The following is a 25,171-nucleotide window of genomic DNA, read 5'->3' on the forward strand; positions in this document are numbered from 1 at the left end:
TGCCGTACGCCCGCGCCTTGAGAAGTGACGCGGGCGCGTCTTTACTCCTGTGTGACCGGTAGCGGCCGGTGACACAGGAGCAATCACCATGCGTGTTTTGTCGAAAGCGGCGCTGCCGTTGGTGGTGGCGACGAGCCTGATTACAGGCTGCGCCACCCACAGCGATGGCAGCGCTCCCCTCAATCAAAGGACCTGGCCCATCTGCAGCCTGCTGGGCGGACTGGTCGGCGGCGGCCTTGGCGCCATCGAAAGTTCCAGCTGGGCGGCCGGTGCCGGCGTTGCCGGTGCGATTGCCGGTGGCCTGATCTGCTATGCCCAGGATGGCGACGAGGATGGCGATGGCGTATTCGACCGCCGCGACCGCTGCCCGGACACCCCGGCAGGTACCCAGGTCAATCACATGGGCTGCCCGCTGCCGCAGTATCCGGCGTCGGCACCCCAACCGGAACCCACCGCAACCCCAGAGGTGATCACGCTCGATGACCAGGGCCAGGTGCTGTTCGCCTTCGACTCCGCCGAGCTGACCCAGGGCGCCCAGCAGCGCCTGCAAGGTTTGCTGCCCAAGCTCAACGACCCCAGTGTGACCAGTGTCAAGGTCATCGGTTTCACCGACAGCGTGGGCTCGGATAGCTATAACCAGCGCTTGTCCGAGCGTCGCGCCAGTGGTGTTGCCGAGTACTTGATCAGCCAGGGGCTGGCGCCGAACAAGGTGACCAGCCAGGGCCGTGGCGAGAGTGAGCCGGTGGCTGACAACGACACCGATGAGGGTCGCTCGCGCAACCGACGGGTGGAGCTGCACCTGAACTGAACCCCTCTGGCGCATGCCCTGGCAGTAGGGTTACTGTTGCCGGCGCGGCCCGCTCGAACGGGCCGCGCCGACATAACAACAATCCATGGGGGCCGGACATGAAGTTCATCCTGGGCCTGGGCAAGGCTCTGACGGTGGCGTTCTGGGGCGTGGTGCTGTTCAACCTGTTCATGCCGCAGCCGTTGCCGCTCAATCTGCTGATCAATGCCGCGGGTATCGTCCTGCTGTCGCTGCATGCGCTGGAGGTGCTGTTCTTCAATGGCAGCCTGCGCGGGCGCAGCCACCGTTGGTTCGATCGCCTGCAGATCCTGCTGACCGGTATCTTTCACGTCATGTCCATCCCCCGTCCGCAGGAGGCGTCGAGCCGTGCGTAAACTGATGTTGCTGGCCGCACTGGCCAGTCCCCTGGTCCAGGCCGAAAGCCTGGAGGTCGCCGCCCATTCGATGCTGCGTCTGCCCAACAAGGCGGCCAGTGTGCACCTGGAGCAGTTGCGGGTGGCCGACTCGGCGACGCTGTTGCTGCCGGCCACGCTTACCGAACTGAAGATCGACCGGCTCGAGCTGGGGCGCGATGCGCGGATCGCCATTGCGCCGGCGGAGCGGGACCTGAGTATCGAGGCTTTGAGTGCCTACCTGGGCGAGGGCAGCGAATTCAGCGCGCCTGGGGCGCCCGGGACCTATGAACGTGCTGCGCGGCCTGGGCGTAACCTGGATCTGCGGTTGCAGGCGCTGGAGGCGGATCGGCTGTCGATCGATGCCCGCGGCGGGGCTGGGGCGCCGGGGTATGTTGGGCTCGATGGGGCCAATGGCAAGCCCGGGGGGTGTACCTGGGGGCAGGCCAGCCGTGGGGCCAATGGTGATGATGGTGGCAATGGGCATGATGGGGCTTCCGGCGGGCGGGTTCGTCTGGCGGTGCCTGAAGGGTTTGCGCAAGAGCGGATTGTGGTGCGGCTTGATGGCGGTGCTCCGGGCAAGGCGGGGGCTGCTGGGAAGGCTGGTTTGGGTGGGGCCAGTAAGGGGTGTCTGGTTTATCGGACTGATGCTGGGGGGGATGGGCGGCCTGGGCAGGCCGGGCAGCCTGGGTTGGCTGGGGGCTCGGGGGAGTTGATTCTTCAGCGGCTTTGAGTTTCTTTGGTTAGTGTTGTTTGGTTGTTTGGTTATTTTAGTTGGTGTTGAGAGTTTTATTTGCATTCATTTGCGATGTTGACGCTTATTCACCTTTCCGCCCTTACGGCGGGTTACTTAATGAGATGGTCACCCCGGCACCCTGCGAGGCGTACGCTTTCGCAGGGTGCTTTTACTTCGGAGACCGTCATCATGAGCAGCGTGACCCTGATCGGCATCGACATTGGTAAACATACCTTCCACCTGCACGCCCAGGACAAGTTCGGCAAAGAGGTAATGCGCAAGAAGTGCTCAAGGCAGCAGATGATGCGGTTTCTGGCCAATCATCCCCCTTGCACGGTAGTGATGGAGGCCTGTGCCGGTTCACACTGCCTGGCGCGAGAAATCAAAGCGATGGATCATGAGGCCAAGCTGGAGGGTGTCAGAAATTTTGTGTTCGGGCATAACATGAGTAAGAGGTGCATGTATGCCAACCAAAAAGAAACCCTTGCGTGACCTGCCCAAAATCCCCAAAGAGCTGCTGGAGCAGTTCGGTGAGGGCCTGATGACCGCAGAGGCTATCGAGGATGCCTCTGCGGCGTTCAAGAAGGCCTTGATCGAACGCGCTCTGCACGCCGAACTTGGCCACCACCTGGGTTATCCGCCGGGCGCGCAGCGCCCAGAGGATGAAACCAACCAGCGTAACGGCAAGAGTGGCAAGACGGTTTTGACCGGCGATGGCCCGCTGCGGCTGGAAATTCCTCGTGACCGAGACGGCAGTTTTGCGCCCATTCTCATCCCCAAGCATGAGCGGCGGTACACCGGTTTCGATGACAAGATCATCGCCATGTACGCCCGTGGCATGACGGTCAGAGAGATCCGAGCCTTTCTGTCCGAGCAGTATGGAACAGAGGTCTCACCCGACTTCATCAGCTCTGTGACAGACGAGGTCATGGAAGAAATTGGCGCGTGGCAGCAGCGGCCACTGGAGCCCATGTACCCGGTCATTTTCTTCGATGCACTGCGGGTGAAGATCCGCGAAGAAGGCTTGGTGCGCAACAAGGCCATTTACTTGGCGCTGGGCGTTCTACCCGACGGGACGCGCGATATCTTGGGCATCTGGATCGAGAACACCGAGGGTGCGAAGTTCTGGATGAAGGTCTTTAACGATCTCAAGACACGTGGTGTCGAGGATGTGCTGATTGCCGTGACCGATGGCCTCAAAGGCATGCCAGAGGCTCTCAGCGCCGTGTTTCCAGAGACGACGCTGCAGACGTGCATCGTGCACCTGATCCGCAACAGCCTGGACTTTGCAGCCTGGGACAAGCGGCGGGCACTGGCCAAGGCGCTCAAGCCGATCTACCAGGCCATCAACGCCGAAGCGGCTGAGCAGGCACTCGATGAGTTTGAAAACGGGCCCTGGGGCAAGCAGTATCCAACGGTCGTTGCGGCCTGGAGACGCGCCTGGGATCGAGTGATTCCCTTCTTTGTCTTCCCACCAGCCATCCGGAAAGTGATCTACACCACCAACGCCATCGAGAGTATCAATGCCCAGCTGCGCAAGATCATCAAGACCCGAGGCCATTTCCCGAACGATGACGCAGCTACCAAGCTGATCTGGCTGGGGCTGCGAAACATCACGGCGAACTGGGGCTCAGCGGCGCATGATTGGAAAAGTGCGATGAATCAATTCGCGATTTTGTACGGAGATCGGTTCATCAGGCCGACCTGGTGAAAGTCAGGGCCTGCCTGACGGCAGGCCGTTACCGGCCCGCACACAAAAAATCTGACACTTCCCCAAGCTGATCTCGCCGCAGTTCGTTAAACCTTTCGTCAAGAGCAACAAGAATGACTTCGTCGATGCGCAAGCCATCTGCGAAGCCGCTTCCCGACCCTCCATGCGCTTTGTGACGCCAAAATCGCCTGAGCAGCAAACGCTCTCTGTTTCTCATCGGATGCGTGAATCATTGATCCGCGACCGAACCAAGACGGTGAACCAGATGCATGGGTTCCTGCTCGAATTCGGTGTCAGCCTGCCGACCGGATTGGCAGTGGTCAAACGCCTTGCTTCGGTGCTTGAAGAGCACGACCTGCCAATACGGCTCGTCGCATTACTGCAGCGCCTGCATGATCATTTCGTCTACTTGAGCGAGCAGATCAAGGTGTTGGACAAAGAGCTGGAGAGCCAACTGGCTGACGATGATCTAGGCAGTCGTTTGCTGAGCATGCCGTGTGTTGGGCCGATCACCGCCAGCCTGCTGGCTGTAGAAATGGGAGATGCTCGGCAGTACGGCAGTAGCCGGGACTTTGCGGCCTCTGTAGGTCTGGTGCCCCGCCAGTACAGCACTGGTGGTAGGCCAGCTTTGCTGGGGATCAGCAAGCGTGGCGACAAGAACCTTCGGCATTTGCTGGTGCTGTGCGCACGGGTCTACATGCTTCGCCTGAAGTATCAGAAAGGCCCATTGGCCGATTGGGTGCGTTCATTGCTCGCGCGACGTCACTCCAATGTGGTGGCCTGCGCGTTGGCCAACAAACTGGCACGCATTGCGTGGGCCATTGCCACTCGGCACACGCAATATAAAACGGAGCCAGACGCGATAAACGCCTGACCCCGTTGTGCTGCACCGAGTTTCACCATCAGGTTTTGCGATAGCTGAACAACAGATGAAATAAACGGCCGATCGGCCTGGCGATGATCCTGAACGACCAATTGGCTCTTGGAAGCCGCCTACTTTGTTAGGATCGCCAGGTGCGAATGCTCATCGTGGCGCGGGATGCGAGCCCAATAGACGCCGGATAGATTGAAGCAAGCCATCCATTCCATCTGATGAACAGTATTGCAAAAAATGGGGTGACCATAGATTGGTCTTGGCCAAAGTAACCAAAGCCGTGGCGCTCCATTCATCCGGCCCTCCGCTTCGCTCCGGGTTCCCTCACTCCGGCCTTGCTCCCGGGAGGACCGCGCTGCAGGGCCCATCCTGGGCCCCAGCGCTTGACGGGCATCCATGCCCGTCACCTCCCTCCGCAAGTCCTGCGTTCGGCCTCCTGAAGTCGCGCAAGTTACGGGCGGCGCCTGAACTGGTGCAGCTGTCGCTAGTTTGAACTTAATTAATCCCTAGATCGCATCGCGGGGCAAGCCCGCTCCCACGCGATAGTCGTCGTTATATAGATCTCTGTATGAGCGGGCTTGCCCCGCGAAAGGGCCGGAACAGCCAATATATAACTAATTATCAAAAACTAACTTCGCATCTCCTGCTCCTGCTCTTGCTTCTAAGCGCGCGATAGTTCAGGCACCGCCAATTGCGACTTCAGGAGGCCGAGCGGAGTTCTTGCGGAGGGAGGTGACGGCCATGGATGGCCGTCAAGCGCTGCGCCCCAGGATGGGGCGTTCAGCGCGGTCCTCCCGGGAGCAAGAACGGAGCGAGGGAACCCCGAAGCGAAGCGTAGGGGCCGGATGAACGGAGCGGGGCGGTTTTGCCTACTTTTCCCTAGAGAAAAGTAGGTCGCCGTAAAGGCGAAAAGGTGAATAAATGTCGACATCACCTACGAATGTGCTTACAAAAATCAAAAACAATCATCTGTGAAGCCGAAGCCGAAGCCAACCCCCTCAAACCCAAACCCGCGAACTGGCCACCCCCACCACCAACAACCCAATCAATAAATTAACCCCCACCAACCGCCGAATCCGCCCCAGCACCCCAGCCCCCGAAGCCCAATCCCCAGCCTCCACCGCCGTCCGCAGTTCAGGCAGCAACAAAGACTGAATCCGCATGAACAACGCAAACATGACAATCCCCCCGCCAATCATCACCTGCACGTAACGAGGCGCGGTCTCGAACCCGGCAAACCGCAGGTGAATCATCCCGACCCCGCTGACAGCCAACACCGCCACCGCCAGCCAGACCCATCTGAAGAACCGCTGGAAAACCTCCACCCACAACCGCAGCCGCGCAGGCCCCTCCAGCGCGGCAACCGTTGCCGGCCGCAGCACCAGCCAGGCGAAGAACATCCCCCCGACCCAGACAAGGGCGGCCAGGACATGCAAGGTGTAGGGCAGGGCAAAGGCAAGCATCCGGATCTCCATGCGGCACAAAGGGCAATAGCGGGGTATGATAGCCGGCCCATGCGAAACACTGAAAATATATCCAGCCCTCCGGGCGCCTGCAGACCATGATCAGCAACGAACTCAAAGCCACCATCCAGGGCGCCTACTCGCGTTTCCTCGAAGCCAAAAGCCTCAAGCCACGCTACGGCCAGCGCCTGATGATCGCCGAAGTGGCCAAGGTACTCGGCGACATCGCCTGCGACGACGACGGCCGCCGTGCCGGCGAGCCCGCCGTGGTGGCCGTCGAGGCTGGCACCGGTACCGGCAAGACCGTCGCCTACAGCCTGGCCGCAATCCCCGCCGCAAAGGCTGCTGGCAAGCGCCTGGTAATCGCCACCGCGACCGTGGCCCTGCAGGAGCAGATCGTCTTCAAGGACCTGCCCGACCTTATGCGCAACAGCGGGCTGAACTTCAGCTTCGCCCTGGCCAAGGGCCGCGGCCGCTACCTGTGCCTGTCCAAGCTCGACGTCCTGCTGCAGGAAGGCCATGCCCAGTCGGCCACCGCCCAGCTGTTCGAGGAAGAGGGCTTTCGCATCGAGGTTGACGAGCGCAGCCAGAAGCTGTTCAACAGCATGATCGAGAAGCTCGCCGGCAACCGCTGGGACGGCGACCGCGACAGCTGGTCCGAAACCATCGAGGACCAGGACTGGGCTCGCCTGACCACCGACCATGGCCAGTGCACCGGCCGGCATTGCCCGAACTTCCAGCAGTGCGTGTTCTACAAGGCCCGTGAAGGCATGGGCAAGGTCGACGTGATCGTCACCAACCACGACATGGTCCTGGCCGACCTGGCCCTGGGCGGTGGCGCCGTGCTGCCCGACCCGCGCGACACCCTGTACGTGTTCGACGAAGGCCACCACCTGCCCGACAAGGCCATCGGCCACTTCGCCCACTATTCGCGCCTGCGCTCCACCGCCGACTGGCTGGAGCAGACCGCCAAGAACCTGACCAAGCTGCTGGCCCAGCATCCGCTGCCGGGCGACCTTGGCAAGTATATCGAGCAGGTCCCGGAGCTGGCGCGGGAAGTCCGCACCCAGCAGCAGTTCATGTTCACCCTCTGCGAGCAGGTGGCGGATTTCCGCGCCGGCGAGGACATGGAAGGCCGTGACCGCCCGCGCTACCGTTTCGAAGGCGGGGTGGTGCCTGAGCAGATCCGCGAGGTCGGCATCGAGCTCAAGAAAGGCTTCGCCCGCCTCAACGACCTGTTTACCCGCCTGGCCGACCTGCTCAAGGAAGGCATGGATGGCGAGAACAACATTGGTATCGCCAGCCACCAGGCCGAGGAGTGGTACCCGCTGTTCGGCAGCCTGGTGACCCGCGCCCAGGGCAACTGGGAACTGTGGACCGCGTTCACCGCCGAAGATCCGGAAGACAACCCGCCCATGGCCCGCTGGCTGACCCTGGCTGAAAGCGGCGCGCTGTTTGACATCGAAGTCAACGCCAGCCCCATCCTGGCCGCCGAGATGCTGCGCAAGAGCCTGTGGAACGTCGCTTATGGCGCTCTGGTGACCTCGGCAACGCTCACCGCCCTGGGCAAGTTCGACCGCTTCCGCATGCGTTCGGGCCTGCCCCGCGATGCCGTGCAATGCGTGGTGCCCAGCCCGTTCGTGCACGGTGACGCCGGGCTGTTGCGAGTGCCCGACCTGGGCGCCGACCCACGGGATGCCACCGCCCATACCGCAGCGATCATCCGCGAACTGCCGGCCATCGTCGAGGATGCCCGTGGCGCACTGGTGCTGTTCTCGTCGCGCAAGCAGATGCAGGACGTGTTCGATGGCCTGGATCGCGACTGGCGCAAGCTGGTGCTGATCCAGGGCAACCTGTCCAAACAGGAGACCCTCAACAAGCACAAGGCACGGGTCGACGATGGCCAGCACAGCGTGCTGTTCGGCCTGGCCAGCTTTGCCGAGGGCGTCGACCTGCCGGGTGCCTACTGCGAGCACGTCGTGATCGCCAAGATTCCCTTCGCCGTGCCGGATGACCCGGTCGAAGCAGCGCTGGCCGAATGGATCGAAGCCCGGGGCGGCAACCCGTTCATGGAAATCGCCGTGCCCGACGCGTCGCTGCGCCTGATCCAGGCCTGTGGTCGGTTGCTGCGTACCGAGCAGGACCGTGGCGTCATCACCTTGCTTGATCGACGCCTGGTCACCCAACGCTACGGCAAGGCTATTCTCAACGCACTGCCACCCTTCCGACGGGAAATCGGCTGAGCGCCGGAGCAAGATGCTAGACCCGTTGTCCATTACTCGATTGCGAGCCCATGACGGGCTCCGAAGGAGAGTCACCGCCCTATGATCCGCCGCACCCTGCCTGTCGTGTTCTCCCTGTTGTTCAGTGCGCCCTTGCTGGCCGGGCAACAGACGCTGTTCAGCTTCGTGCGCCCGGCCTCGGTGGTGAATGTCGTCACCCAGGACGCCAACCTGCCGCAGTACAACGCGGAACAGACAGCCGAAGGCGAAGTGTTGCGGCGGGTGGTGTTCAACCCGGTGGCGCAGCCGACCCTGCGCCTCGCGCCGCAAGGCGCAGCGTGGGACTGGAGCGCCGGCCAGGCACTGACCCTGCGCCTGCAGAGTGGCATGGACTGGGCGCTGACTGTCGATGTAACGGTGCAAAGCAGCGACGGGCGTACCCTCACCAGCCGCATCGACCTGCCGGCCGGACCCGCGCAGACCGTGATGATTCCGCTCAAGGCCAGTTCACCGCTGAGCCAGGGTATGCGCGCCGGGCCACCGATGCCCTGGACTTTCGAGGGACAACGCCTGCTACTGACCAGCAGTGAAGGCGCGGTTGACTTGGCGCAGGTCACTTCGATCAGCCTGAGCATTCCCGGCCCCAAGGTAGCCCAGAGCCTGTTGATCGAGAAAGTCGGCCTGCAGGATGACGACCAGGCGTTCAAGGCTGCCTACAGCGAATTGATCGATGCCTATGGGCAGTCGACTCGGGGCCGCTGGCCGGAGAAGATCGTCGGCGATGAGCAGCTCAAGGCCGCCGACAACCGTGAACAGGCACAACTCAAGGCCTGGCTGGCTGAGCGCGACAAGCTCAAGCTGGACACCTATGGCGGCCTGCTCGCGGGGCCGGCCTTCGAAGCCAAGGGCTTCTTCCGCACCGAGAAGCGCGACGGGCGCTGGTACCTGGTGACGCCCGACGGGCATCCGTTCTATTCGCTCGGCGTCAATGCCGTTGCCGCCGATGGCGGGCGCACCTATGTCGCCGGTCGCGAAGGCATGTTCAAGGGCTTGCCGGGCGAGGGCGACGCCATGACCGCCTTCTACGGCGAAGGAAACAATGATGACGGCAATGCCTCGTCCCAGGGTCGGGGCTTCAAGCAAGGGCGCTGGTTCGATTTCTATGCGGCCAACCTGCAGCGCACCTACGGCAAGCCTTGTCCGCAGGATGGCACGGCCTGCCCGGCGCCGGCCTTGGACGCCCAGCGCTGGCAGGCCCACACCCTCGATCGCCTGCAGGCCTGGGGCTTCAACACCCTCGGCAACTGGAGCGACCCGGCGCTCGGCCAGGCCAGGCGCCTGCCGTACACCTTGCCGCTGTCGATCGTCGGTGACTACGCCAGCATCAGCACTGGCATGGACTGGTGGGGTCGCATGCCCGACCCGTTCGACCCGCGCTTCGCCATGGCCACCGAGCGCGCCGTGGCCATCGCCGCCCGTGATCACCGCGATGACCCCTGGCTGATCGGTTATTTCGCCGACAACGAACTGGCCTGGGCCGCCCCCGGCGACGATCCCAAGGCACGCTACGGCCTGGCCTATGGCACCTTGCGCCTGACCACCGATGTGCCGGCCAAGCGTGCCTTCCTCAAGCAGTTGCGCGACAAATACCGCAACCAGCAAGGGTTGTCGAAGGCCTGGGGGATCGAGCTGACCGCCTGGGAACTGATGGAAGACCCAGGGTTCGAGGCGCCATTGCCCAATCCGGAGCACCCGGAAATCGAGCGCGACTACCAGTATTTCCAGCAGGTGTTCGCCGAAACCTATTTCAAGACCATTTCCGATGCCCTGAAGTGGCATGCGCCCAACCATCTGCTGCTGGGCGGTCGCTATGCGGTCAGCACGCCTGAAGCGGTGCAGGCCTGCGCCAGGTTCTGCGATGTGCTGAGCTTCAACTTCTATACCTTGAAGCCTGAAGACGGCTACGACTTCGTCCGGTTGGCCGAGTTGGACAAGCCGGTGCTGGTCTCGGAGTTCCAGTTCGGCTCCCGCGATCGCGGTCCGTTCTGGCCAGGCCCGCTGGAAGTCGCCCGCGAGGAAGATCGCGGGCCGGCCTATGCCAACTTCCTCAAGGCCGCCATGGCCCAGCCGATGATCGTTGGCGCGCACTGGTTCCAGTATCTCGACCAACCGGCCAGCGGCAGGCTGCTGGACGGCGAGAACGGCCACCTGGGCCTGGTGGCCATCACCGACGTGAGCTACCCGGGCTTCGTCGAAGCGGTGCGCCGGAGCAACCTGCAGAGCCTCACGCAGCTACGCACCGAACTGGACAAGCCCGCTCCCAAAAAATGAGCGCTGTCCCTGGCAGCGCTTTTGTGGGAGCGGGCTTGCCCCGCGATAGCGTCCCACCAGGGAACATGGACACCCCTGACAACCACCCAGCCATATCCAGTTTGCAAATCGCCCAACTACTGAAACAATGCACCCCTTTGCAAGCCAGGCCGTACAGAGAGGTAGTCGGGTGCAGATCCAGGGTCACTATGAGCTGAAGTTCGAGGCGGTGCGCGATGCCTTCGCCGCGTTGTTCGAGGATCCCCAGGAGCGTGGTGCCGCATTGTGCATCCAGGTCGGCGGCGAGACCGTGGTCGACCTGTGGGCTGGCAGCGCCGACAAGGACGGCCGCGAGGCCTGGCACAGCGACACCATCGCCAACCTGTTCTCCTGCACCAAGACCTTCACCGCCGTCACCGCCCTGCAACTGGTGGGCGAGGGCAAGCTGGCCCTCGATGCGCCGGTGGCGCGCTACTGGCCGGAGTTCGCCCAGGCTGGCAAGGAGCAGGTCACCCTGCGCCAGTTGCTCAGCCACCGCGCAGGTCTGCCGGCCATCCGCGAGCTGCTGCCGGCCGAGGCGCTGTATGACTGGCAGGCCATGGTCGATGCCCTGGCCGCCGAAGCGCCCTGGTGGACGCCCGGCAGCGAACACGGTTACGCGGCGATCACCTATGGCTGGCTGATCGGCGAGTTGATCCGCCGCGCCGACGGTCGCGGCCCGGGCGACTCGATCGTGGCCCGCACCGCCCGGCCATTGGGGTTGGATTTCCATGTCGGCCTGGCCGACGACGCGTTCCACCGCGTGGCGCATATCGCCCGCGGCAAGGGCAACCCCGGCGATGCCGCGGCCCAGCGCCTGCTGCAGGTCACGATGCGCGAGCCCGAGGCCCTGTCGACCCGGGCTTTCACCAACCCTCCGGCAATCCTCACCAGCACCAACAAGCCCGAATGGCGGCGCATGCAGCAGCCAGCGGCCAATGGCCACGGCAACGCCCGCAGCCTGGCTGGCTTCTATGCCGGCCTGCTCGACGGCAGCCTGCTGGAGTCCGAGCTGCTCGACGAACTGACCCGCGAGCACAGCCTCGGCCAGGACCGCACCCTGTTGACCCAGACCCGCTTCGGCCTGGGCTGCATGCTCGACCAGCCAGAAGTGGCCAACGCCACTTTCGGCCTTGGCGCGCGGGCGTTCGGCCATCCCGGCGCGGGCGGCTCGGTCGGCTTTGCCGACCCCGAACACGACGTGGCCTTTGGCTTCGTCACCAATACCCTGGGCCCCTATGTGCTGATGGACCCGCGCGCTCAACGCCTGGTGCGTGTCCTTGGCAGTTGCCTTTGATCGGGTAACACGGGTATTGCCCGGAGCCTTTGACTATCCTCAATGCCAACGCCTGACGGGTATGGGCAAAATTTCTTTCTATTTCATGGTGTATCGCTGATGTCTTCACATAAAACCTTAGCACTCGCCCTGTGCCTGGCCATGACCGGCTGCGCCAGCCACTCCCAGGACGCTTCCAAGGACAGTGGCTTGAACTGGTGGCCCTTTGGTTCGGACAAGGTCGCCGACAAGGAAGTGAAGGAGGCTGTCGTCGAAAACGTCGCCAAGGCCGATGCCAAGTCCGAGAGCGCCAGCCGCTGGTGGTGGCCGTTCGGTAGCGACGAGAAAAAGGACAAGGTCGCGGCGGTGCCGAAGATCGACCAGAAGGCCACCCAGGCCTGGCTCGACCAGTACGAGCCAAAGGTCCGCGAAGCGATCAAGGGCAGCAAGTTCGAACTCGAGCGCCGTGAAGATGTGCTGGCGGTAACCATTCCGGTGGACAGCGCCTACAACCCGGACCGTCCGAACATGCTGCTGCCGGTCACCCTCGGCCCGATCACCCAGGTGGCCAAGGCCATTGAGACCGACACCAAGACCGCGGTGCTGATCCTCGGCCACGCCGACAGCAGTGGTGCCACCGCCGCCAACCAGAAGCTCAGCCTCGAGCGCGCAGCTTCCGTGTCGGCGATCTTCCGTCTCAGCGGCCTGCAGCGTGACCGCCTGATGCTCAAGGGCATGGGCTCGGTGATGCCGCGCGCCGCCAACGACAGCGCCGAGGGCCGTGCCCTGAACCGACGCGTCGAGCTGCTGCTGACCCCGCAGAACACCATGGTCGCGCTGCTGGCCAAGTACCAGCAGGCCGCCCCGGCGCCAGCCCCGACGGCGATGGTCGCCACCCAGGATGCCAAGGCCCCGGCGGCCAAGCCAGCCGCCAAGGCCGCTGCCAAGCCAGCTGCGAAAAAGCCGGCCGCCAAGGCCAAGGCGCCGGCCAAGGCCAGCACCAGCGCGAAGAAGAAAGCCGCTCCGGCCAAACCTGCCGCGAAGAAGGCCGCCACCGACAAGAAAGTCGCCGCCAACAGCCCTGCGAAGACCAACTGATCGTCAAGGAAACGCAGTCATGACCCAATCCCTGGCCGATATGCGCCGCGACTACACCCGTGATGGCCTGGCCGAAGCCCAGGCCCCGGGGGAGCCGTTCGCGCTGTTCCACCACTGGTTCGCTGATGCGGTGAAGACCGAACAACTGCCGGTGGAAGCCAACGCCATGACCCTGGCGACCGTCGACGCCGACGGCCGCCCGCATTGCCGGGTACTGTTGCTCAAGGCCCTCGATGCCCGAGGCTTCACGTTCTTCACCAATTACGAAAGCGCCAAGGGCCAGCACATCGCGGTGAACCCGTTCGCGGCCATGACCTTCTTCTGGCCGGCGCTGGAGCGCCAGGTGCGAATTGAAGGGCGGGTGGAAAAGGTCACGGCCAAGGAGTCGGACGATTACTACCAGGTACGCCCGCTGGGCAGCCGCCTGGGCGCCTGGGCGTCGCCGCAGAGCCGGGTGATTGCTGACCGTGAGGAGCTGGAAGGGCTGGTCAAGGCCACCGAGGCGCGCTTTTCCGATACGCAACCGCATTGCCCGGAACACTGGGGCGGCTACCGCCTGGTGCCGGAGCGTGTCGAGTTCTGGCAGGGGCGAGCGAGTCGCCTGCACGACCGGCTGAACTTCCGGTTGGTCGATGGCCAGTGGTTGCGCGAGCGCCTGGCGCCCTGAGGTGCTGGGGCTGCAAAGCAGCCCCAGCATTACCGATACCCCGCCGCCTCCCGCTCCAGCCACGCCGCCAACTCCTTGCGCCGCACTTTCTCCACCCGCGCCCGCTCGAGCAACTTGAGCATGAAATCCCGCTTCGCCGGATCCTCCCCGGCTAGCGACAGCGCTAGGTCCCGGTCCATCCAGCGACGCATGCGCACATACAGCCACCCGTGAAAATACAGGCCGGCGATAGTCACCACGACGACGATGAAGTAATCCATGGCTATCCTTGGTCTCACGTTAAAGGCCCGCCACATGGCCGGCATAGGCTGTACCTGGGCTGAATGAAAACAATTTTATAACGTTTGCGTCGTGACACCTGTCAAGGCGCGGAGTCTAATGAACACTTGTCTTCTGGAGATTGACCCCATGCGTAAATCCGCTTTGCTGCTGGCCAGCTTCACCACCGTGTCGCTGCTGCTGGGCGGCTGCCAGTCGTCGCTGACCGGCGACAGCTACTCCCGTGATGAGGCCCGCCGCGTGCAGACCGTGCGCATGGGCACCATCGAATCCCTGCGTCCGGTGAAGATCGAAGGCACCAAGACCCCGATTGGCGGTGGCGCCGGCGCCATCGTCGGTGGCGTCGCCGGTAGCGCCGTCGGCGGAGGCCGAGGCAGCATCGTTGCTGCGGTAATCGGTGCCGTGGCCGGTGGCCTGGCAGGTTCGGCCGCCGAAGAAGGCCTGACCCGCACCCAGGGCGTCGAGATTACCGTACGTGAAGACGACGGCAGCATGCGCGCCTACGTGCAGCAAGTGCAGCAGAACGAGATCTTCCGTGTGGGCGAGCGTGTGCGCATCATGACCGTCGATGGCACCAGTCGCGTCACTCACTGATCACCGCACAAAAGAAACCCCGAACCGGCCTGGCCTGTTCGGGGTTTTCTTTTGCTTGCCCTGCAGTGGGATTACAGGCCGAGCATGTCCCGCGCCACCGCCTCGGCGATGCGGATGCCATCCACGCCCGCTGACAGAATGCCACCAGCGTAGCCCGCACCTTCACCCGCCGGGAACAAGCCCCTGAGGTTGAGGCTCTGGAAGCTGGCATCACGGGTGATGCGCAGCGGCGAGGAGGTGCGGGTCTCGATGCCGGTCAGCACTGCGTCATGCAGGTTGTAGCCCTTGATCTGGCGGTCGAAGGCCGGCAGCGCCTCACGAATCGCCTCGATGGCGAAGTCCGGCAGGCTCGGGGCCAGGTCGCCCAGGGTCACGCCCGGCTTGTAGGACGGCTCGACGCTGCCCAGCGCGGTGGACGGACGGCCGGCGACGAAGTCACCCACCAACTGCGCCGGTGCCTGGTAGTTGCTGCCGCCCATCACGTAGGCATGGGCCTCCAGGCGTTCCTGCAGCTCGATGCCAGCCAGTGGGCCGCCCGGGTAGTCGCGCTCGGGGTCGATACCGACGACGATGCCGGAGTTGGCGTTGCGCTCATTGCGTGAGTACTGGCTCATGCCGTTGGTGACCACGCGCCCCGGTTCGCTGGTGGCGGCGACCACGGTGCCGCCCGGGCACATGCAGAAGCTATAGACTGAACGGCCATTCTTGGCGTGGTGCACCAGCTTGTAGTCGGCGGCGCCGAGCTTAGGGTGGCCGGCGTACTTGCCCAGGCGCGCCTTGTCGATCAGCGACTGCGGGTGTTCGATACGGAAACCGACCGAGAACGGCTTGGCTTCCATGAACACGCCTTTGGCGTGGAGCATGCGGAAGGTGTCGCGGGCGCTGTGACCCAAGGCAAGGACCACATGGCGCGAGTGCAACTGTTCGCCGCTGTCCAGTACCACGCCTGTGAGCTGTTCGCCGTCGATCAGCAGGTCGGTAACCTTCTGCTCGAAGCGTACCTCACCGCCCAGGGTGATGATTTCTTCGCGCATCTTCTCGACCATGCTGGTCAGGCGGAAGGTACCGATGTGCGGCTTGTTGATGTAAAGGATCTCTTCCGGGGCACCGGCCTTGACGAACTCTTCCAGCACCTTGCGGCCGTGGTGGTTCGGGTCCTTGATCTGGCTGTACAGCTTGCCGTCGGAGAAGGTGCCGGCGCCGCCTTCGCCGAACTGCACGTTGGACTCGGGGTTGAGCACGCTCTTGCGCCACAGGCCCCAGGTGTCCTTGGTGCGCTGGCGCACTTCCTTGCCGCGTTCCAGCACGATCGGCTTGAAGCCCATCTGCGCCAGGACCAGCCCGGCGAAGATGCCGCAGGGGCCGAAGCCGACCACGATCGGGCGCGCAGACAGCTCGGCCGGGGCCTGGCCGACGAACTTGTAGCTGACGTCCGGGGCCACGCTGATCTTGCCGTCGTCTTCAAAGCGGCGCAGCAGTTCGTCTTCGTTGCTGGTTTCAAGGTCGATGGTGTAGATGAACAGCAGCTCGCTGTTCTTCTTGCGCGCATCGTAGCTGCGCTTGAACAGGGTGAAACCGAGCAGTTGCTCATCGCTGATGCCCAGGCGCTGGACGATGGCGGCGCGCAGCTCGTCGTCGGAGTGGTCCAGGGGCAGCTTCAGTTCGGTGATTCGTAGCATGGCAGGGTCCAGTATCCCGGCCATGGGCGGCCGGCGGCTTTACACAAACCGCCAAGTATAAGCTGTTAGCCGCCCCGACTGGCAGGATAAAAGTGCCCGGCGATCAGAGGTCGCGGGCGCCACCGTAGTAGGCGCAGCCCTGCAGGGTCTTGCCGTCGATGCGCAGCTCGGCCTTGAGGTGGCGGATGGCACCGGTGGCGCCGTCGACGCAGCGCTGCGGCGCGACCCATAGCTCGACGCGCTGGCCATTGGCTTCGCTGGACAAGCTCAGGCCGCCGCCGGGCATTTCCTCCTCCAGGTAAGGCAGCGGCAGCGGGTCCTGGCCGATGCGGTTGAGCACCATGCCCTTGCCACTGGCCTTGATGTCCCAGTCCGGTTCATGGCCGCCGGCACGCAGGGTCAGCTGCTTGAAATTCGGGTCTTCGCAGCCACTGTATTCGGAGGTTTCCAGTCGGTACAGACGGGTCACGTCGAGCTGGCCGTCGCTGCCGGCCTGCTTGCTGCCGGTCATGCGCGCGCGGACGTCGGCGAACAGTTTGTCACCGGCGTCGTCGGCCAGGTTGGCGGCTTCCTGCAGGATGCCGGTGGCGGCGACGTCGTTGACGATGAAGCGACGGCTTTCGCTGCAGGGCTTGAACAGCAGATGACCGCCGGCCGCGCTCAGCTCGCCTTGCATGCGGGTGGTGCCCAGGTTCGGGTCGACCGGTTTTTCGGCCAGCATCTGGCAGCCGGCGAACAGCGGCAGCAAGGCGGTGAGCAACAGTGAAGGGGTGAGGCGCATGGGGCGTGCTCCGGGAGACGTTGCAAAAGAGCTGGCCACGTTACGCAGGGTGCGCAGGTATCACAAGGGCCTCATCGAGGGGCAAGAAAAAAGGGCCCGAAGGCCCTTTGATCATTCAACCCCCGAGGTACGCGTCGCGTACCTTCGGGTCGGTCAGCAACGCTTCACCGGTACCCTGCATCACCACCTTGCCGTTTTCCAGCACATACGCCCGGTCGGCGATCTTCAGCGCCTGGTTGGCGTTCTGCTCCACCAGGAACACCGTCACGCCATCGCGGCGCAGCTGTTCGATGATGTCGAAGATCTGCTGGATGATGATCGGCGCCAGGCCCAGCGATGGCTCGTCGAGCAGCAGCAGCTTGGGCTTGCTCATCAGCGCCCGGCCGATGGCCAGCATCTGCTGCTCGCCGCCGGACATGGTGCCGCCGCGCTGGATGTAGCGTTCCTTCAGACGCGGGAACAGCTGCAGGACTTTGTCCAGCTGTTCCTGGTAGTCGCCCTTGTCGGTGAAGAAACCGCCCATGGCCAGGTTTTCCTCGACAGTCAGGCGCGAGAACACGCGGCGGCCTTCCGGCACCACCGCGATGCTCTTGCGCATGATGTGCGAGGACGGCTGGCCGACCAGCTCCTCGCCCAGGTACTTGATGCTGCCGCTGCTCGCCTGGGGCGAGCCGCAGAGGGTCATCAGCAGGGTCGACTTGCCGGCACCGTTGGCACCGATCAGCGTGACGATCTCGCCCTGGTTGATCTCCACGTTGACGCTGTGCAGCGCCTGGATCTTGCCGTAGAAGGTGGAAACGTTCTCGAACTTCAGCATTTACGCCTCCCCCAGGTAGGCCTTGATCACATCAGGGTTGCCGCGAATCTCTTCCGGCGTGCCATCGGCCAGGGGCGTGCCCTGGTTGATCACCACGATGTGGTCGGAAATGCTCATCACCAGTTTCATGTCGTGCTCGATCAGCAGCACGGTCACGTTGTGGGATTCGCGCAGGTAGGCGATGAGGGCCTTGAGGTCCTCGGTCTCCTTGGGGTTCAGGCCGGCGGCCGGTTCGTCGAGCATGATGATCCGCGGTTGGGTCATCATGCAGCGGGCGATTTCCAGGCGCCGCTGCTGGCCGTAGGCGAGGGTGCCGGCGGTACGGTTGGCGAACTCGGTCAGGTTGACCTTCTCCAGCCAGTACTGCGCGCGCTCCATGGCCTCCTTCTCGCTGCGACGGAAGCCCGGGGTCTTGAACAGGCCGGCGAAGAAGTTGGTGTTCAGATGGCGGTGCTGGGCGATCAGCAGGTTTTCCAGCGCGGTCATTTCCTTGAACAGGCGCACGTTCTGGAAGGTCCGCACCACGCCCTTGCGGGCGATCTGATGGCCGGCCAGGCCCTGGATCGGCTGGCCGTCGAGCAGGATGGTGCCGCCGCTGGGCTTGTAGAAGCCGGTGAGGCAGTTGAACACGGTGGTCTTGCCGGCGCCGTTCGGGCCGATCAACGCCACCACTTGTTTTTCCTTGACGGTCAGGCCCACGCCGTTGACCGCCAACAAGCCGCCGAAGCGCATGCTCAGGCCGCTGACTTGCAGAATTTCGCGGCTCATCGAGGCAGCTCCATGTGCGGACGTTGCATGGGCAGCAGGCCCTGCGGACGCCAGATCATCATCAACACCATCAGCGCACCGAACATCAGCATCCGGTATTCGCTGAACTCACGCATCATCTCCGGCAGAAGGATCATCACGATGGCCGCGAGAATCACGCCCAGCTGCGAACCCATGCCACCCAGCACGACGATGGCGAGGATGATCGCCGACTCGATGAAGGTGAACGACTCCGGTGTCACCAGCCCCTGGCGGGCAGCAAAGAAGCTGCCGGCGAAACCGGCGAAGCAGGCACCCAGGGTGAACGCCGAGAGCTTGATCACGGTGGGGTTCAGGCCCAGCGCACGGCAGGCGATCTCGTCTTCACGTAGCGCTTCCCAGGCCCGGCCGATCGGCATGCGCAGCAGGCGGTTGATGACGAACAGCGCCAGCAGTGCCAGCAGCAGGGCCACCAGGTAGAGGAAGATCACCTTGTTGATCGAGTTGTATTCCAGCCCGAAGAACTCGTGGAAGGTCTGCATGCCCTCGGCGGCGCGGCGTTCGAAGGTCAGGCCGAAGAACTCCGGCTTGGGGATGTTGCTGATGCCGTTGGGGCCGCCGGTCCAGTCGGTGAGGTTACGCAGGAACAGGCGGATGATCTCGCCGAAGCCCAGGGTCACGATCGCCAGGTAGTCGCCGCGCAGGCGCAGCACCGGGAAGCCGAGCAGGAAACCGAAGGTGGCGGCCATCAGGCCGGCGATCGGCAGGCACACCCAGAAGCTCCAGCCCAGGTAGTGCGAGAGCATCGCGTAGCTGTAGGCGCCGACGGCATAGAAGCCGACGTAACCCAGGTCGAGCAGGCCCGCAAGCCCCACCACGATGTTCAGGCCCAGGCCCAGCAACACGTAGATCAGGATCAAGGTGGCGATGTCGACCGCGCCGCGCGAGCCGAAGAACGGCCAGATCAGCGCCGCCACGATCAGCCCCATGATGACCCAGCGCTGGGTCTTCGGCAGGGTGAGGAAGTTGGTCACCGAAGGTGGTACCAGCTTGCGCTCCGAGCGGCGGCCCATCACCGCGCTCCACTGCTTGTCGAACAACACGCGCAGGAACATCAGCACCGAGCACGCGGCGATGATGCTGATGGTGAACGAGCCCTGGCTGTGCACGATCAGGCTGATGCCGTCGATGCTGAGTTTCAAGCCCAGCACCGGGAAGGCCACGGCCCAGACCAGCAAGGCGCTGAAGAACGCCTGTTTGAGATTTCTGTTCATACTTTTTCAACCTCCGGGCGGCCCAGGATGCCGGTCGGCCGGAACAGCAGGACAAGAACCAAAAGACCGAATGCCACCACGTCCTTGTACTGGTCGCCGAAGATGTCGGCGCCGAACGCTTCGGCCACGCCCAGCACCAGCCCGCCGAGCATGGCGCCCGGGATGCTGCCGATGCCGCCCAGTACCGCCGCGGTGAAGGCCTTCAGGCCCACCAGGAAACCGGCGTTGGGGTTGATCACCCCGTACTGCATGCTCAGCAGCACGGCCGCCACCGCCGCCAGCGCGGCGCCGATGACGAAGGTCAGGGCGATGATGTTGTTGGTGTTGATGCCCAGCAGGTTGGCCATCTTGATGTCCTCGGCGCAGGCGCGGCAGGCGCGACCCAGGCGAGAACGGGAGATGAACAGGGTCAGGCAGGTCATGGCGACGAGGGTCACCACGAACACCAGGATCTGCATGTACGAGACCAGCACCTCCTCCGCGCCGCCCGGGCCGAACGAGAAGCTGCCGGGGATCAGGTTGGGGATGGACTTGTCCTTGGAGTCCTGCGACAGCAGGACGGTGTTCTGCAGGAAGATCGACATGCCGATGGCGGAGATCAGCGGGATCAGCCGGTTGCTGTTGCGCAGCGGTCGGTAGGCGACCCGTTCGATGCTGTAGCCGTAGGCACTGGTGACGAAGATCGTGGCGACGAAGGCCACGGTCATCAGGATCGGCAATGAGTGGATGCCCATCATGGCCAGCCCGGCGAGGGCGATGAAGGCCACGTAGGAACCGATCATGTACACCTCGCCGTGGGCGAAGTTGATCATGCCGATGATGCCGTACACCATCGTGTAACCGATGGCGATCAGCGCGTAGGTACTGCCGATGGTCAATCCGTTAACCAGTTGTTGTAGGAAATGGTAGATCTCAGGCATTACAGCGCTCCTAAAAACCTGATTTGCATTTCTCTGGCGGGGGATGACCCCGGCCCATGTTCTCGTGGTCTACGCCACGTGATCTTGTGCGGGCACAACCAGGAAACCGCGGGTGACGGTTTTAAGATTTTCAGGTGAACCGGCTCCCGGATCACGGGAATCAGGTCCATAGAACCTCGTAAAACAAAGCCCACTGCTCGCACAGTGGGCTTCTCGGTCAGCTATTAGTCACGCAGTTACTGAGGGGAGACTTCGGTCTTCGGCTTGCCGAAGTGCCATTCGTAGACCACGAACTTGAAGTCCTTCAGGTCGCCTTTCTCATCGTAGGACAGGTCGCCGGTCGGGGTCTTGAAGGTACCGGCGTGGATGGCGGTAGCCACCTTGTCGGTGTCTTCGGACTTGGCGGCCTTGATGCCTTCGGCGATCAGCTGGACAGCCGAATAGGCCGGGAACACGAACGGACCGCTCGGGTCCTTGCCGTCGGCCTTGATGGCGTCGACGATGGCCTTGTTCGCAGGGTCGGCGTCGAACGATTTCGGCAGGGTGACCAGCAGGCCTTCGGAGGCATTCTGGGCGATCTGCGAGATGGAGTCGTTACCCACGCCTTCCGGACCCATGAACTTGGCCTTCAGGCCCTTCTCTTGCGCCTGGCGCAGGATCAGGCCCAGCTCCGGGTGGTAGCCGCCGTAGTAGACGAAGTCGACGTTGTTCTGCTTGAGCTTCTGGATGATCGAGGAGAAGTCCTTGTCACCGGCGTTCAGGCCTTCGAAGACGGCGACCTTGGTGCCTTTCTTCTCGAGGGTGGTCTTGACCGCGGTGGCGATGCCTTCGCCGTACTGCTGCTTGTCGTGCAGGACCGCAACGACCTTCGGCTTGACGTGGTCGGCGATGTAGTTGCCGGCGGCCGGGCCCTGGGCGCTGTCCAGGCCGATGGTGCGGAAGACCATCTTGTAGCCACGGCTGGTGATGTCCGGGGAGGTGGCGGCGGGGGTGATCATGATCACGCCTTCGTCTTCGTAGATGTCGGACGCAGGCTGGGTGGAGCTGGAGCAGAGGTGGCCGATCACGTACTTGACGCCATCGTTGACCACTTTGTTGGCGACGGCCACGGCCTGTTTAGGGTCGCACGCGTCGTCGTATTCCTTGGCTTCGAGCATCTTGCCATCGACGCCGCCCTTGGCGTTGATGTCCTTGATGGCCTGTTTGGCGCCGACGAACTGCATGTCGCCGTACTGGGTCACCGGCCCGGTCTTGGGACCGGCGATGCCGATCTTGATGGTGTCGGCGGCAAACGAATGGCTGGCGACTCCGGCCAGAACCATCGCGGCAAACAGCTTGGAAATCTTGATCATAGTGCTCCACTCATTCTGTTGTAATTCTTATAGTCCTGAGGCCAGGGCTACAGACCGGGCGGGATCTACGGCCTGGCTACGCCATGCCGTGAGCCCACCTTCCCCCGGAACATGTCCCGGAACTGTACCGGTACAGTGTAGAGCGCCGTCCGAGCGCTTGAAAAGCGGGCGAAAAGCGTCTGTTTCGAGGGGTGTCGCCTGGTCGACATAAAGATACAGAAAAGCGCCATCACTTTGCCGGTATCCGCGGCCCGCCCCCACAAGTTCGGGCCTGATCGACCAAATTACGTATTTGAAACCAGGTTTTTCTGCAAAAATGCCGGCCTTTTTGTTGGACGATCTTTGCGCAGGTAGACCCATGACAGATCAAGTAAGCACCCTCTATGCCAAATTGCTCGGCGAGACCGCCGTCATCGAGTGGAAAGCCCTGGAGCGTTTCTGGGCCAAGGGTGACCTGATTTGGGTCGACCCCAGCCTCGACCTGATCACCGTTGCCGAGGCGATGGCCGAGAATCGCAGCGAGATCTTCGCCAAGTGGCGTAATGATGGCATTGTCGGAGCGGTGTCTGCTGAGCAGGCGCTCGACCTGCAAACCCGCGATCCAGAGATCTGGGCGGTGGTGGTTTCGCCGTTCATCGTGATCCAGGCGAAGAAAACGGAATAAGCACGTGCTTTTTTAGTGCGCAAAAACGCGCATACGCCTCGTGATGGTGCGCGTTGACGCTCACGTAAGGTGGAAGTTGGTAACAGTGGCGGGGTGATTTGGCGGGGCGGTAACAGTTTACGGCATGCGTAATACGCCGCCGAAATGATCGCGGGGCAAGCCCGCTCCCACGAAGCCTCCTCGTGGGAGCGGGCTTGCCCCGCGATGGTTTTCAGTAGTCCACGCGCCCGGTATGGCTGTTCAGCGAAATCACCCGGGTCTTGCCGATGCGATGGCGGAAGATCTCGCGCAGGTACTTCACTGCCTTCTTCACGCACTCGCGCGACAGGCGGATATCGTTGATCGAGACGAAGCGGCTCTTGTCGTTGATCAGCTCGCGGTATTTCTTCTCGTACATCGGCTTGATCGCGTACCAGTTGGTGTCGAGGATCTTCGCCGGGTTCTCGAACTCGTTGAGCAGGTCGTCGATGCTGTCTTCATCGAAGTGCTCGCTGGTGATGAACTCCAGGATCGCGTTGTCCATGGTGTCGTCGAAGCGGTACGGGTTGCGCGCGAAGCAGCGCTTGATGAACGCCACGATCAGGGTCAGGAAGTCGTCCGACAGGCAAGGGCTCTTGGCGATCAGGGTGGTCAGTGACAGGTTGGCCGAGGCGCCGATCACCAACGCGTAGCGCTTGAGCGTGGTGTTGGGGAACAGGCTGTTGAGGTGGGTCTTGAGCCGGTTCAGGTCCATGTACGACAGCTTGTAGTCCTTGGGCAGGGAGACGATCGACACCACCGACGAGCAGTTCTTGAAGAAGTGCAGGTCGTGCAGGGCCGCGGCGTCGTAGCCCGAGGCCTGGTACTGCTCCAGCGCGGCGCGGTAGCGGCGCGACTCGATCGGCAGCAGGCTGATGCCCTCGATGGCCTGAGTCTGCTTGTTGAAATGCGGCAGGTCGATGGAGCGGAAGAACAGGTCGTCGATATCCAGGCGCGGCTGCTCGCGCTCGAACACCTTGAACTTGTCCGACCCTGCCGGTGGCACTTCCGGCACCACCGATTCGGCGTAGGCGATGGCCACGGGGCCGGCCAGGCTCATGAACAGGTCGTTGGCGTCCAGGCGAATGGTCTCGCCGATGTCGATGCCGGCGCGACGGAAGTAGTTCTGGTCGTAGTCGGTGGTCACCGCCTGGGCGGTGAGGATGTTGAAAATCTGCTGGGAGATGTACTGGTTGGCGTGCTTCTCCATGGCGTTGACGTCGATGTTCTGGATCGTGCCGTCATCGCTCTCCTCGGCGTAGCGCATGATGTCGTTGGAGATCAGCATCATCGCGTTCCATGGGCGGATACGGCCCATGACGCTGGCTTCGCTGCTGTCTTCATTGTCGAAGTTGTACGAGAAGTCCCATTCCTCCGACAGGTATTTGCATAGCAGGCGTCCGGCGTTGATGTGCAGCGCCTCGGACATTTCGCTGCGGTGGTCGGAGGCGTTGGGCAGCACGCAGATGCCGCTGGTGAAGATCGGCTCGAAGACGAACGAGTGCCCGCTCTTGCCGTCGTTCTCGTCGGCCGGCTTGGTGTCGAAGGTCTTGTTCATGTACGAGTACTGCTGGGCCAGGCCGAATTCCGAGGCCATCCCTGAACCTGTGCCGCCGCCGGCGCTGAAGATGTAGAAGTACAGGCGCGACTGGTTGGCCTTGATGCCGCAGGAGTCGATCAGGTACGAGTGGATCAGTTTCCAGTCGGCACTGGAGAAGCGCTGGGTGTCCTTGTTGAGGATGATCTTGGCCAGGTACTGGCCAAGGATCGGCGCGTTACCGGCACCCCCGGCATGCACCTCGGACAGGTCCATGATCTTCATCTTGCTGTAGTCACGCAGGAAGCCGCCACGCTCGCCCTTGCGCGAGAAGCGGATGCGCCCGGCGATGTCCTTGTCCAGGTCGCCCAGCATCACCAGCGGCTCGACCAGGAACACCGGCTTGGCGGCCTTGTTCTGCACCAGGCGCAGGTTCTGGCGGATCCAGCGCGCCGGGCTGTAGCCTGCTTCACCCTTGAAGCGGTCCTCGTTGTTGTACTCATTGAGGAAGAAGGTGCGGGCGTTGTATACCAGTTCCGCCACGTCCAGGGCGATGTTCGAGCCGCAGCGGCCCAGGCCAATCAGGCACACCGACGGGAACTGCTGCTCCAGGCGCAGCTGGTCCTCGTCCTCCACGTGCAGGTTCGGCGGAAACACCAGGTCGCGCAGGCCGTCGAGGTTGTCGAGGATGCGCTGGATGTCCTGCTCGGTGAAGTACAGGTACTGCTGCGCCGGCATGCTGCGGGCGGCGGGAAGGTCTCGAGCACTGCCGGCAGTCAGCGAAGTGGGGCTGAGGGTCGGCTCGGGGACCGCATTGGCAGAAGTGTTCGTAGAGGTCATAGTGCGCCATTTGCCTGGAGTGGTTGGCTTCCCGGTGATGCATGTCATCTAGCCATCACGGAGAAATTTCGCG

The 25,171-nt window shown here is 63.1% G+C and carries 21 protein-coding genes and 2 pseudogenes; 13 read left to right on the plus strand and 10 right to left on the minus strand.

The annotated features are described in order from the left end of the window. Positions 1-88 precede the first annotated feature (88 nt). The 6 genes and pseudogenes from K5H97_RS06335 to K5H97_RS06360 form a co-directional block, all read left to right on the plus strand. Positions 89-808: an OmpA family protein gene (locus K5H97_RS06335; protein ID WP_028690057.1), complete on the plus strand. Its 720-nt coding sequence runs from the start codon at positions 89-91 to the stop codon at positions 806-808. A gap of 98 nt (positions 809-906) precedes the next feature. Beyond that, on the plus strand, positions 907-1,182 hold the full coding sequence (locus tag K5H97_RS06340) for a DUF1145 domain-containing protein (protein ID WP_028690056.1): 276 nt from the start codon (positions 907-909) through the stop codon (positions 1,180-1,182). Then, positions 1,175-1,933: a hypothetical protein gene (locus K5H97_RS06345; RefSeq protein WP_036985967.1), complete on the plus strand. Its 759-nt coding sequence runs from the start codon at positions 1,175-1,177 to the stop codon at positions 1,931-1,933. Before K5H97_RS06340 ends, K5H97_RS06345 begins: the two co-directional genes overlap by 8 nt. A 192-nt stretch (positions 1,934-2,125) precedes the next feature. Further along, positions 2,126-2,368, plus strand: a pseudogene (locus K5H97_RS06350) (IS110 family transposase); the annotation flags it as partial. Positions 2,369-2,399: 31 nt separating this feature from the next. Then, positions 2,400-3,647 (plus strand): IS256 family transposase, encoded by a 1,248-nt coding sequence (locus tag K5H97_RS06355; protein ID WP_060489951.1) that lies wholly within the window; start codon positions 2,400-2,402, stop codon positions 3,645-3,647. Between the two features lie 55 nt (positions 3,648-3,702). Continuing rightward, positions 3,703-4,521 (plus strand): annotated as a pseudogene (locus K5H97_RS06360) (IS110 family RNA-guided transposase); the annotation flags it as partial. A 998-nt stretch (positions 4,522-5,519) separates the two neighbouring features. On the opposite strand, the gene K5H97_RS06365 reads toward K5H97_RS06360, so the two are convergent. After that, entirely contained in the window at positions 5,520-5,984 is a 465-nt protein-coding gene (locus K5H97_RS06365; protein ID WP_028692131.1) for a CopD family protein, read from the minus strand. Positions 5,985-6,082: 98 nt separating this feature from the next. Here K5H97_RS06365 and dinG point away from each other — a divergent pair, with 98 nt between their 5' ends. The 5 genes from dinG to pdxH all read left to right on the plus strand — a co-directional run bounded on the left by dinG (position 6,083) and on the right by pdxH (position 13,596). Further along, positions 6,083-8,227 (plus strand): ATP-dependent DNA helicase DinG, encoded by a 2,145-nt coding sequence (gene dinG, locus K5H97_RS06370; protein WP_028692130.1) that lies wholly within the window; start codon positions 6,083-6,085, stop codon positions 8,225-8,227. A gap of 81 nt (positions 8,228-8,308) precedes the next feature. Continuing rightward, positions 8,309-10,537, plus strand: a complete 2,229-nt coding sequence (locus K5H97_RS06375) for a beta-galactosidase (protein ID WP_028692129.1) — start codon at positions 8,309-8,311, stop codon at positions 10,535-10,537. Between the two features lie 169 nt (positions 10,538-10,706). Next, positions 10,707-11,852, plus strand: coding sequence for an EstA family serine hydrolase (locus K5H97_RS06380; RefSeq protein WP_028692128.1), 1,146 nt, complete (start codon positions 10,707-10,709; stop codon positions 11,850-11,852). 99 nt (positions 11,853-11,951) lie between these two features. Continuing rightward, positions 11,952-12,929 carry an OmpA family protein gene (locus tag K5H97_RS06385; RefSeq protein ID WP_028692127.1) on the plus strand — a complete coding sequence of 326 codons (978 nt, stop codon included), beginning with the start codon at positions 11,952-11,954 and terminating at the stop codon, positions 12,927-12,929. 19 nt (positions 12,930-12,948) lie between these two features. Continuing rightward, entirely contained in the window at positions 12,949-13,596 is a 648-nt protein-coding gene (gene pdxH / locus K5H97_RS06390) for a pyridoxamine 5'-phosphate oxidase (RefSeq protein WP_028692126.1), read from the plus strand. A 29-nt stretch (positions 13,597-13,625) separates the two neighbouring features. Here the strand turns inward: pdxH and K5H97_RS06395 are convergent, their stop codons facing one another. After that, complete coding sequence (locus tag K5H97_RS06395; protein ID WP_028692125.1) at positions 13,626-13,856, minus strand: hypothetical protein; 231 nt, start codon at positions 13,854-13,856, stop codon at positions 13,626-13,628. Between the two features lie 148 nt (positions 13,857-14,004). Between K5H97_RS06395 and K5H97_RS06400 the strand changes: the two genes are divergently transcribed. Next, positions 14,005-14,469, plus strand: coding sequence for an outer membrane lipoprotein (locus K5H97_RS06400; RefSeq protein WP_023632818.1), 465 nt, complete (start codon positions 14,005-14,007; stop codon positions 14,467-14,469). A gap of 71 nt (positions 14,470-14,540) precedes the next feature. Here K5H97_RS06400 and K5H97_RS06405 read toward each other — a convergent pair whose 3' ends face one another. The 7 genes from K5H97_RS06405 to K5H97_RS06435 form a co-directional block, all read right to left on the minus strand. Continuing rightward, positions 14,541-16,148, minus strand: a complete 1,608-nt coding sequence (locus K5H97_RS06405) for an NAD(P)/FAD-dependent oxidoreductase (protein WP_028692124.1) — start codon at positions 16,146-16,148, stop codon at positions 14,541-14,543. Between the two features lie 103 nt (positions 16,149-16,251). Beyond that, on the minus strand, positions 16,252-16,929 hold the full coding sequence (locus K5H97_RS06410; protein ID WP_028692123.1) for a COG3650 family protein: 678 nt from the start codon (positions 16,927-16,929) through the stop codon (positions 16,252-16,254). 115 nt (positions 16,930-17,044) lie between these two features. Continuing rightward, positions 17,045-17,746 (minus strand): ABC transporter ATP-binding protein, encoded by a 702-nt coding sequence (locus tag K5H97_RS06415; protein ID WP_028692122.1) that lies wholly within the window; start codon positions 17,744-17,746, stop codon positions 17,045-17,047. Beyond that, on the minus strand, positions 17,747-18,514 hold the full coding sequence (gene livG / locus K5H97_RS06420) for a high-affinity branched-chain amino acid ABC transporter ATP-binding protein LivG (protein ID WP_028692121.1): 768 nt from the start codon (positions 18,512-18,514) through the stop codon (positions 17,747-17,749). After that, the gene (locus K5H97_RS06425) at positions 18,511-19,767 is read right to left on the minus strand and encodes a high-affinity branched-chain amino acid ABC transporter permease LivM (protein WP_028692120.1); all 1,257 of its coding nucleotides are present in this window, start codon (positions 19,765-19,767) and stop codon (positions 18,511-18,513) included. Before K5H97_RS06425 ends, livG begins: the two co-directional genes overlap by 4 nt. Continuing rightward, positions 19,764-20,687 (minus strand): high-affinity branched-chain amino acid ABC transporter permease LivH, encoded by a 924-nt coding sequence (gene livH / locus K5H97_RS06430; protein WP_028692119.1) that lies wholly within the window; start codon positions 20,685-20,687, stop codon positions 19,764-19,766. Before livH ends, K5H97_RS06425 begins: the two co-directional genes overlap by 4 nt. 236 nt (positions 20,688-20,923) lie before the next feature. Then, a complete protein-coding gene (locus tag K5H97_RS06435) occupies positions 20,924-22,039 on the minus strand; it encodes a branched-chain amino acid ABC transporter substrate-binding protein (RefSeq protein ID WP_028692118.1) in 1,116 nt (371 codons plus the stop codon). Between the two features lie 358 nt (positions 22,040-22,397). On the opposite strand from K5H97_RS06435, the gene K5H97_RS06440 reads away from it, so the two are divergent. Continuing rightward, on the plus strand, positions 22,398-22,703 hold the full coding sequence (locus K5H97_RS06440) for a DUF2288 domain-containing protein (RefSeq protein ID WP_028692117.1): 306 nt from the start codon (positions 22,398-22,400) through the stop codon (positions 22,701-22,703). A gap of 211 nt (positions 22,704-22,914) precedes the next feature. Here K5H97_RS06440 and K5H97_RS06445 read toward each other — a convergent pair whose 3' ends face one another. Next, positions 22,915-25,098 (minus strand): hypothetical protein, encoded by a 2,184-nt coding sequence (locus K5H97_RS06445; RefSeq protein WP_028692116.1) that lies wholly within the window; start codon positions 25,096-25,098, stop codon positions 22,915-22,917. Positions 25,099-25,171: the final 73 nt, after the last annotated feature.

This window comes from Pseudomonas mosselii, from assembly GCF_019823065.1.
In the GTDB taxonomy this organism is placed as follows: Bacteria; Pseudomonadota; Gammaproteobacteria; order Pseudomonadales; family Pseudomonadaceae; genus Aquipseudomonas; species Aquipseudomonas mosselii.

Bases quoted from the DNA above. Each gene is read 5' to 3' on its own strand.
- livG (WP_028692121.1), bottom strand. From the start codon at position 18,514: ATGAGCCGCGAAATTCTGCAAGTCAGCGGCCTGAGCATGCGCTTCGGC.
- pdxH (WP_028692126.1), top strand. From the start codon at position 12,949: ATGACCCAATCCCTGGCCGATATGCGCCGCGACTACACCCGTGATGGC.
- livH (WP_028692119.1), bottom strand. From the start codon at position 20,687: ATGCCTGAGATCTACCATTTCCTACAACAACTGGTTAACGGATTGACC.
- K5H97_RS06405 (WP_028692124.1), bottom strand. From the start codon at position 16,148: ATGCTACGAATCACCGAACTGAAGCTGCCCCTGGACCACTCCGACGAC.
- K5H97_RS06425 (WP_028692120.1), bottom strand. From the start codon at position 19,767: ATGAACAGAAATCTCAAACAGGCGTTCTTCAGCGCCTTGCTGGTCTGG.
- K5H97_RS06365 (WP_028692131.1), bottom strand. From the start codon at position 5,984: ATGCTTGCCTTTGCCCTGCCCTACACCTTGCATGTCCTGGCCGCCCTT.
- K5H97_RS06340 (WP_028690056.1), top strand. From the start codon at position 907: ATGAAGTTCATCCTGGGCCTGGGCAAGGCTCTGACGGTGGCGTTCTGG.
- K5H97_RS06375 (WP_028692129.1), top strand. From the start codon at position 8,309: ATGATCCGCCGCACCCTGCCTGTCGTGTTCTCCCTGTTGTTCAGTGCG.
- dinG (WP_028692130.1), top strand. From the start codon at position 6,083: ATGATCAGCAACGAACTCAAAGCCACCATCCAGGGCGCCTACTCGCGT.
- K5H97_RS06435 (WP_028692118.1), bottom strand. From the start codon at position 22,039: ATGATCAAGATTTCCAAGCTGTTTGCCGCGATGGTTCTGGCCGGAGTC.
- K5H97_RS06355 (WP_060489951.1), top strand. From the start codon at position 2,400: ATGCCAACCAAAAAGAAACCCTTGCGTGACCTGCCCAAAATCCCCAAA.
- K5H97_RS06335 (WP_028690057.1), top strand. From the start codon at position 89: ATGCGTGTTTTGTCGAAAGCGGCGCTGCCGTTGGTGGTGGCGACGAGC.
- K5H97_RS06415 (WP_028692122.1), bottom strand. From the start codon at position 17,746: ATGCTGAAGTTCGAGAACGTTTCCACCTTCTACGGCAAGATCCAGGCG.
- K5H97_RS06440 (WP_028692117.1), top strand. From the start codon at position 22,398: ATGACAGATCAAGTAAGCACCCTCTATGCCAAATTGCTCGGCGAGACC.
- K5H97_RS06400 (WP_023632818.1), top strand. From the start codon at position 14,005: ATGCGTAAATCCGCTTTGCTGCTGGCCAGCTTCACCACCGTGTCGCTG.
- K5H97_RS06410 (WP_028692123.1), bottom strand. From the start codon at position 16,929: ATGCGCCTCACCCCTTCACTGTTGCTCACCGCCTTGCTGCCGCTGTTC.
- K5H97_RS06395 (WP_028692125.1), bottom strand. From the start codon at position 13,856: ATGGATTACTTCATCGTCGTCGTGGTGACTATCGCCGGCCTGTATTTT.
- K5H97_RS06385 (WP_028692127.1), top strand. From the start codon at position 11,952: ATGTCTTCACATAAAACCTTAGCACTCGCCCTGTGCCTGGCCATGACC.
- K5H97_RS06445 (WP_028692116.1), bottom strand. From the start codon at position 25,098: ATGACCTCTACGAACACTTCTGCCAATGCGGTCCCCGAGCCGACCCTC.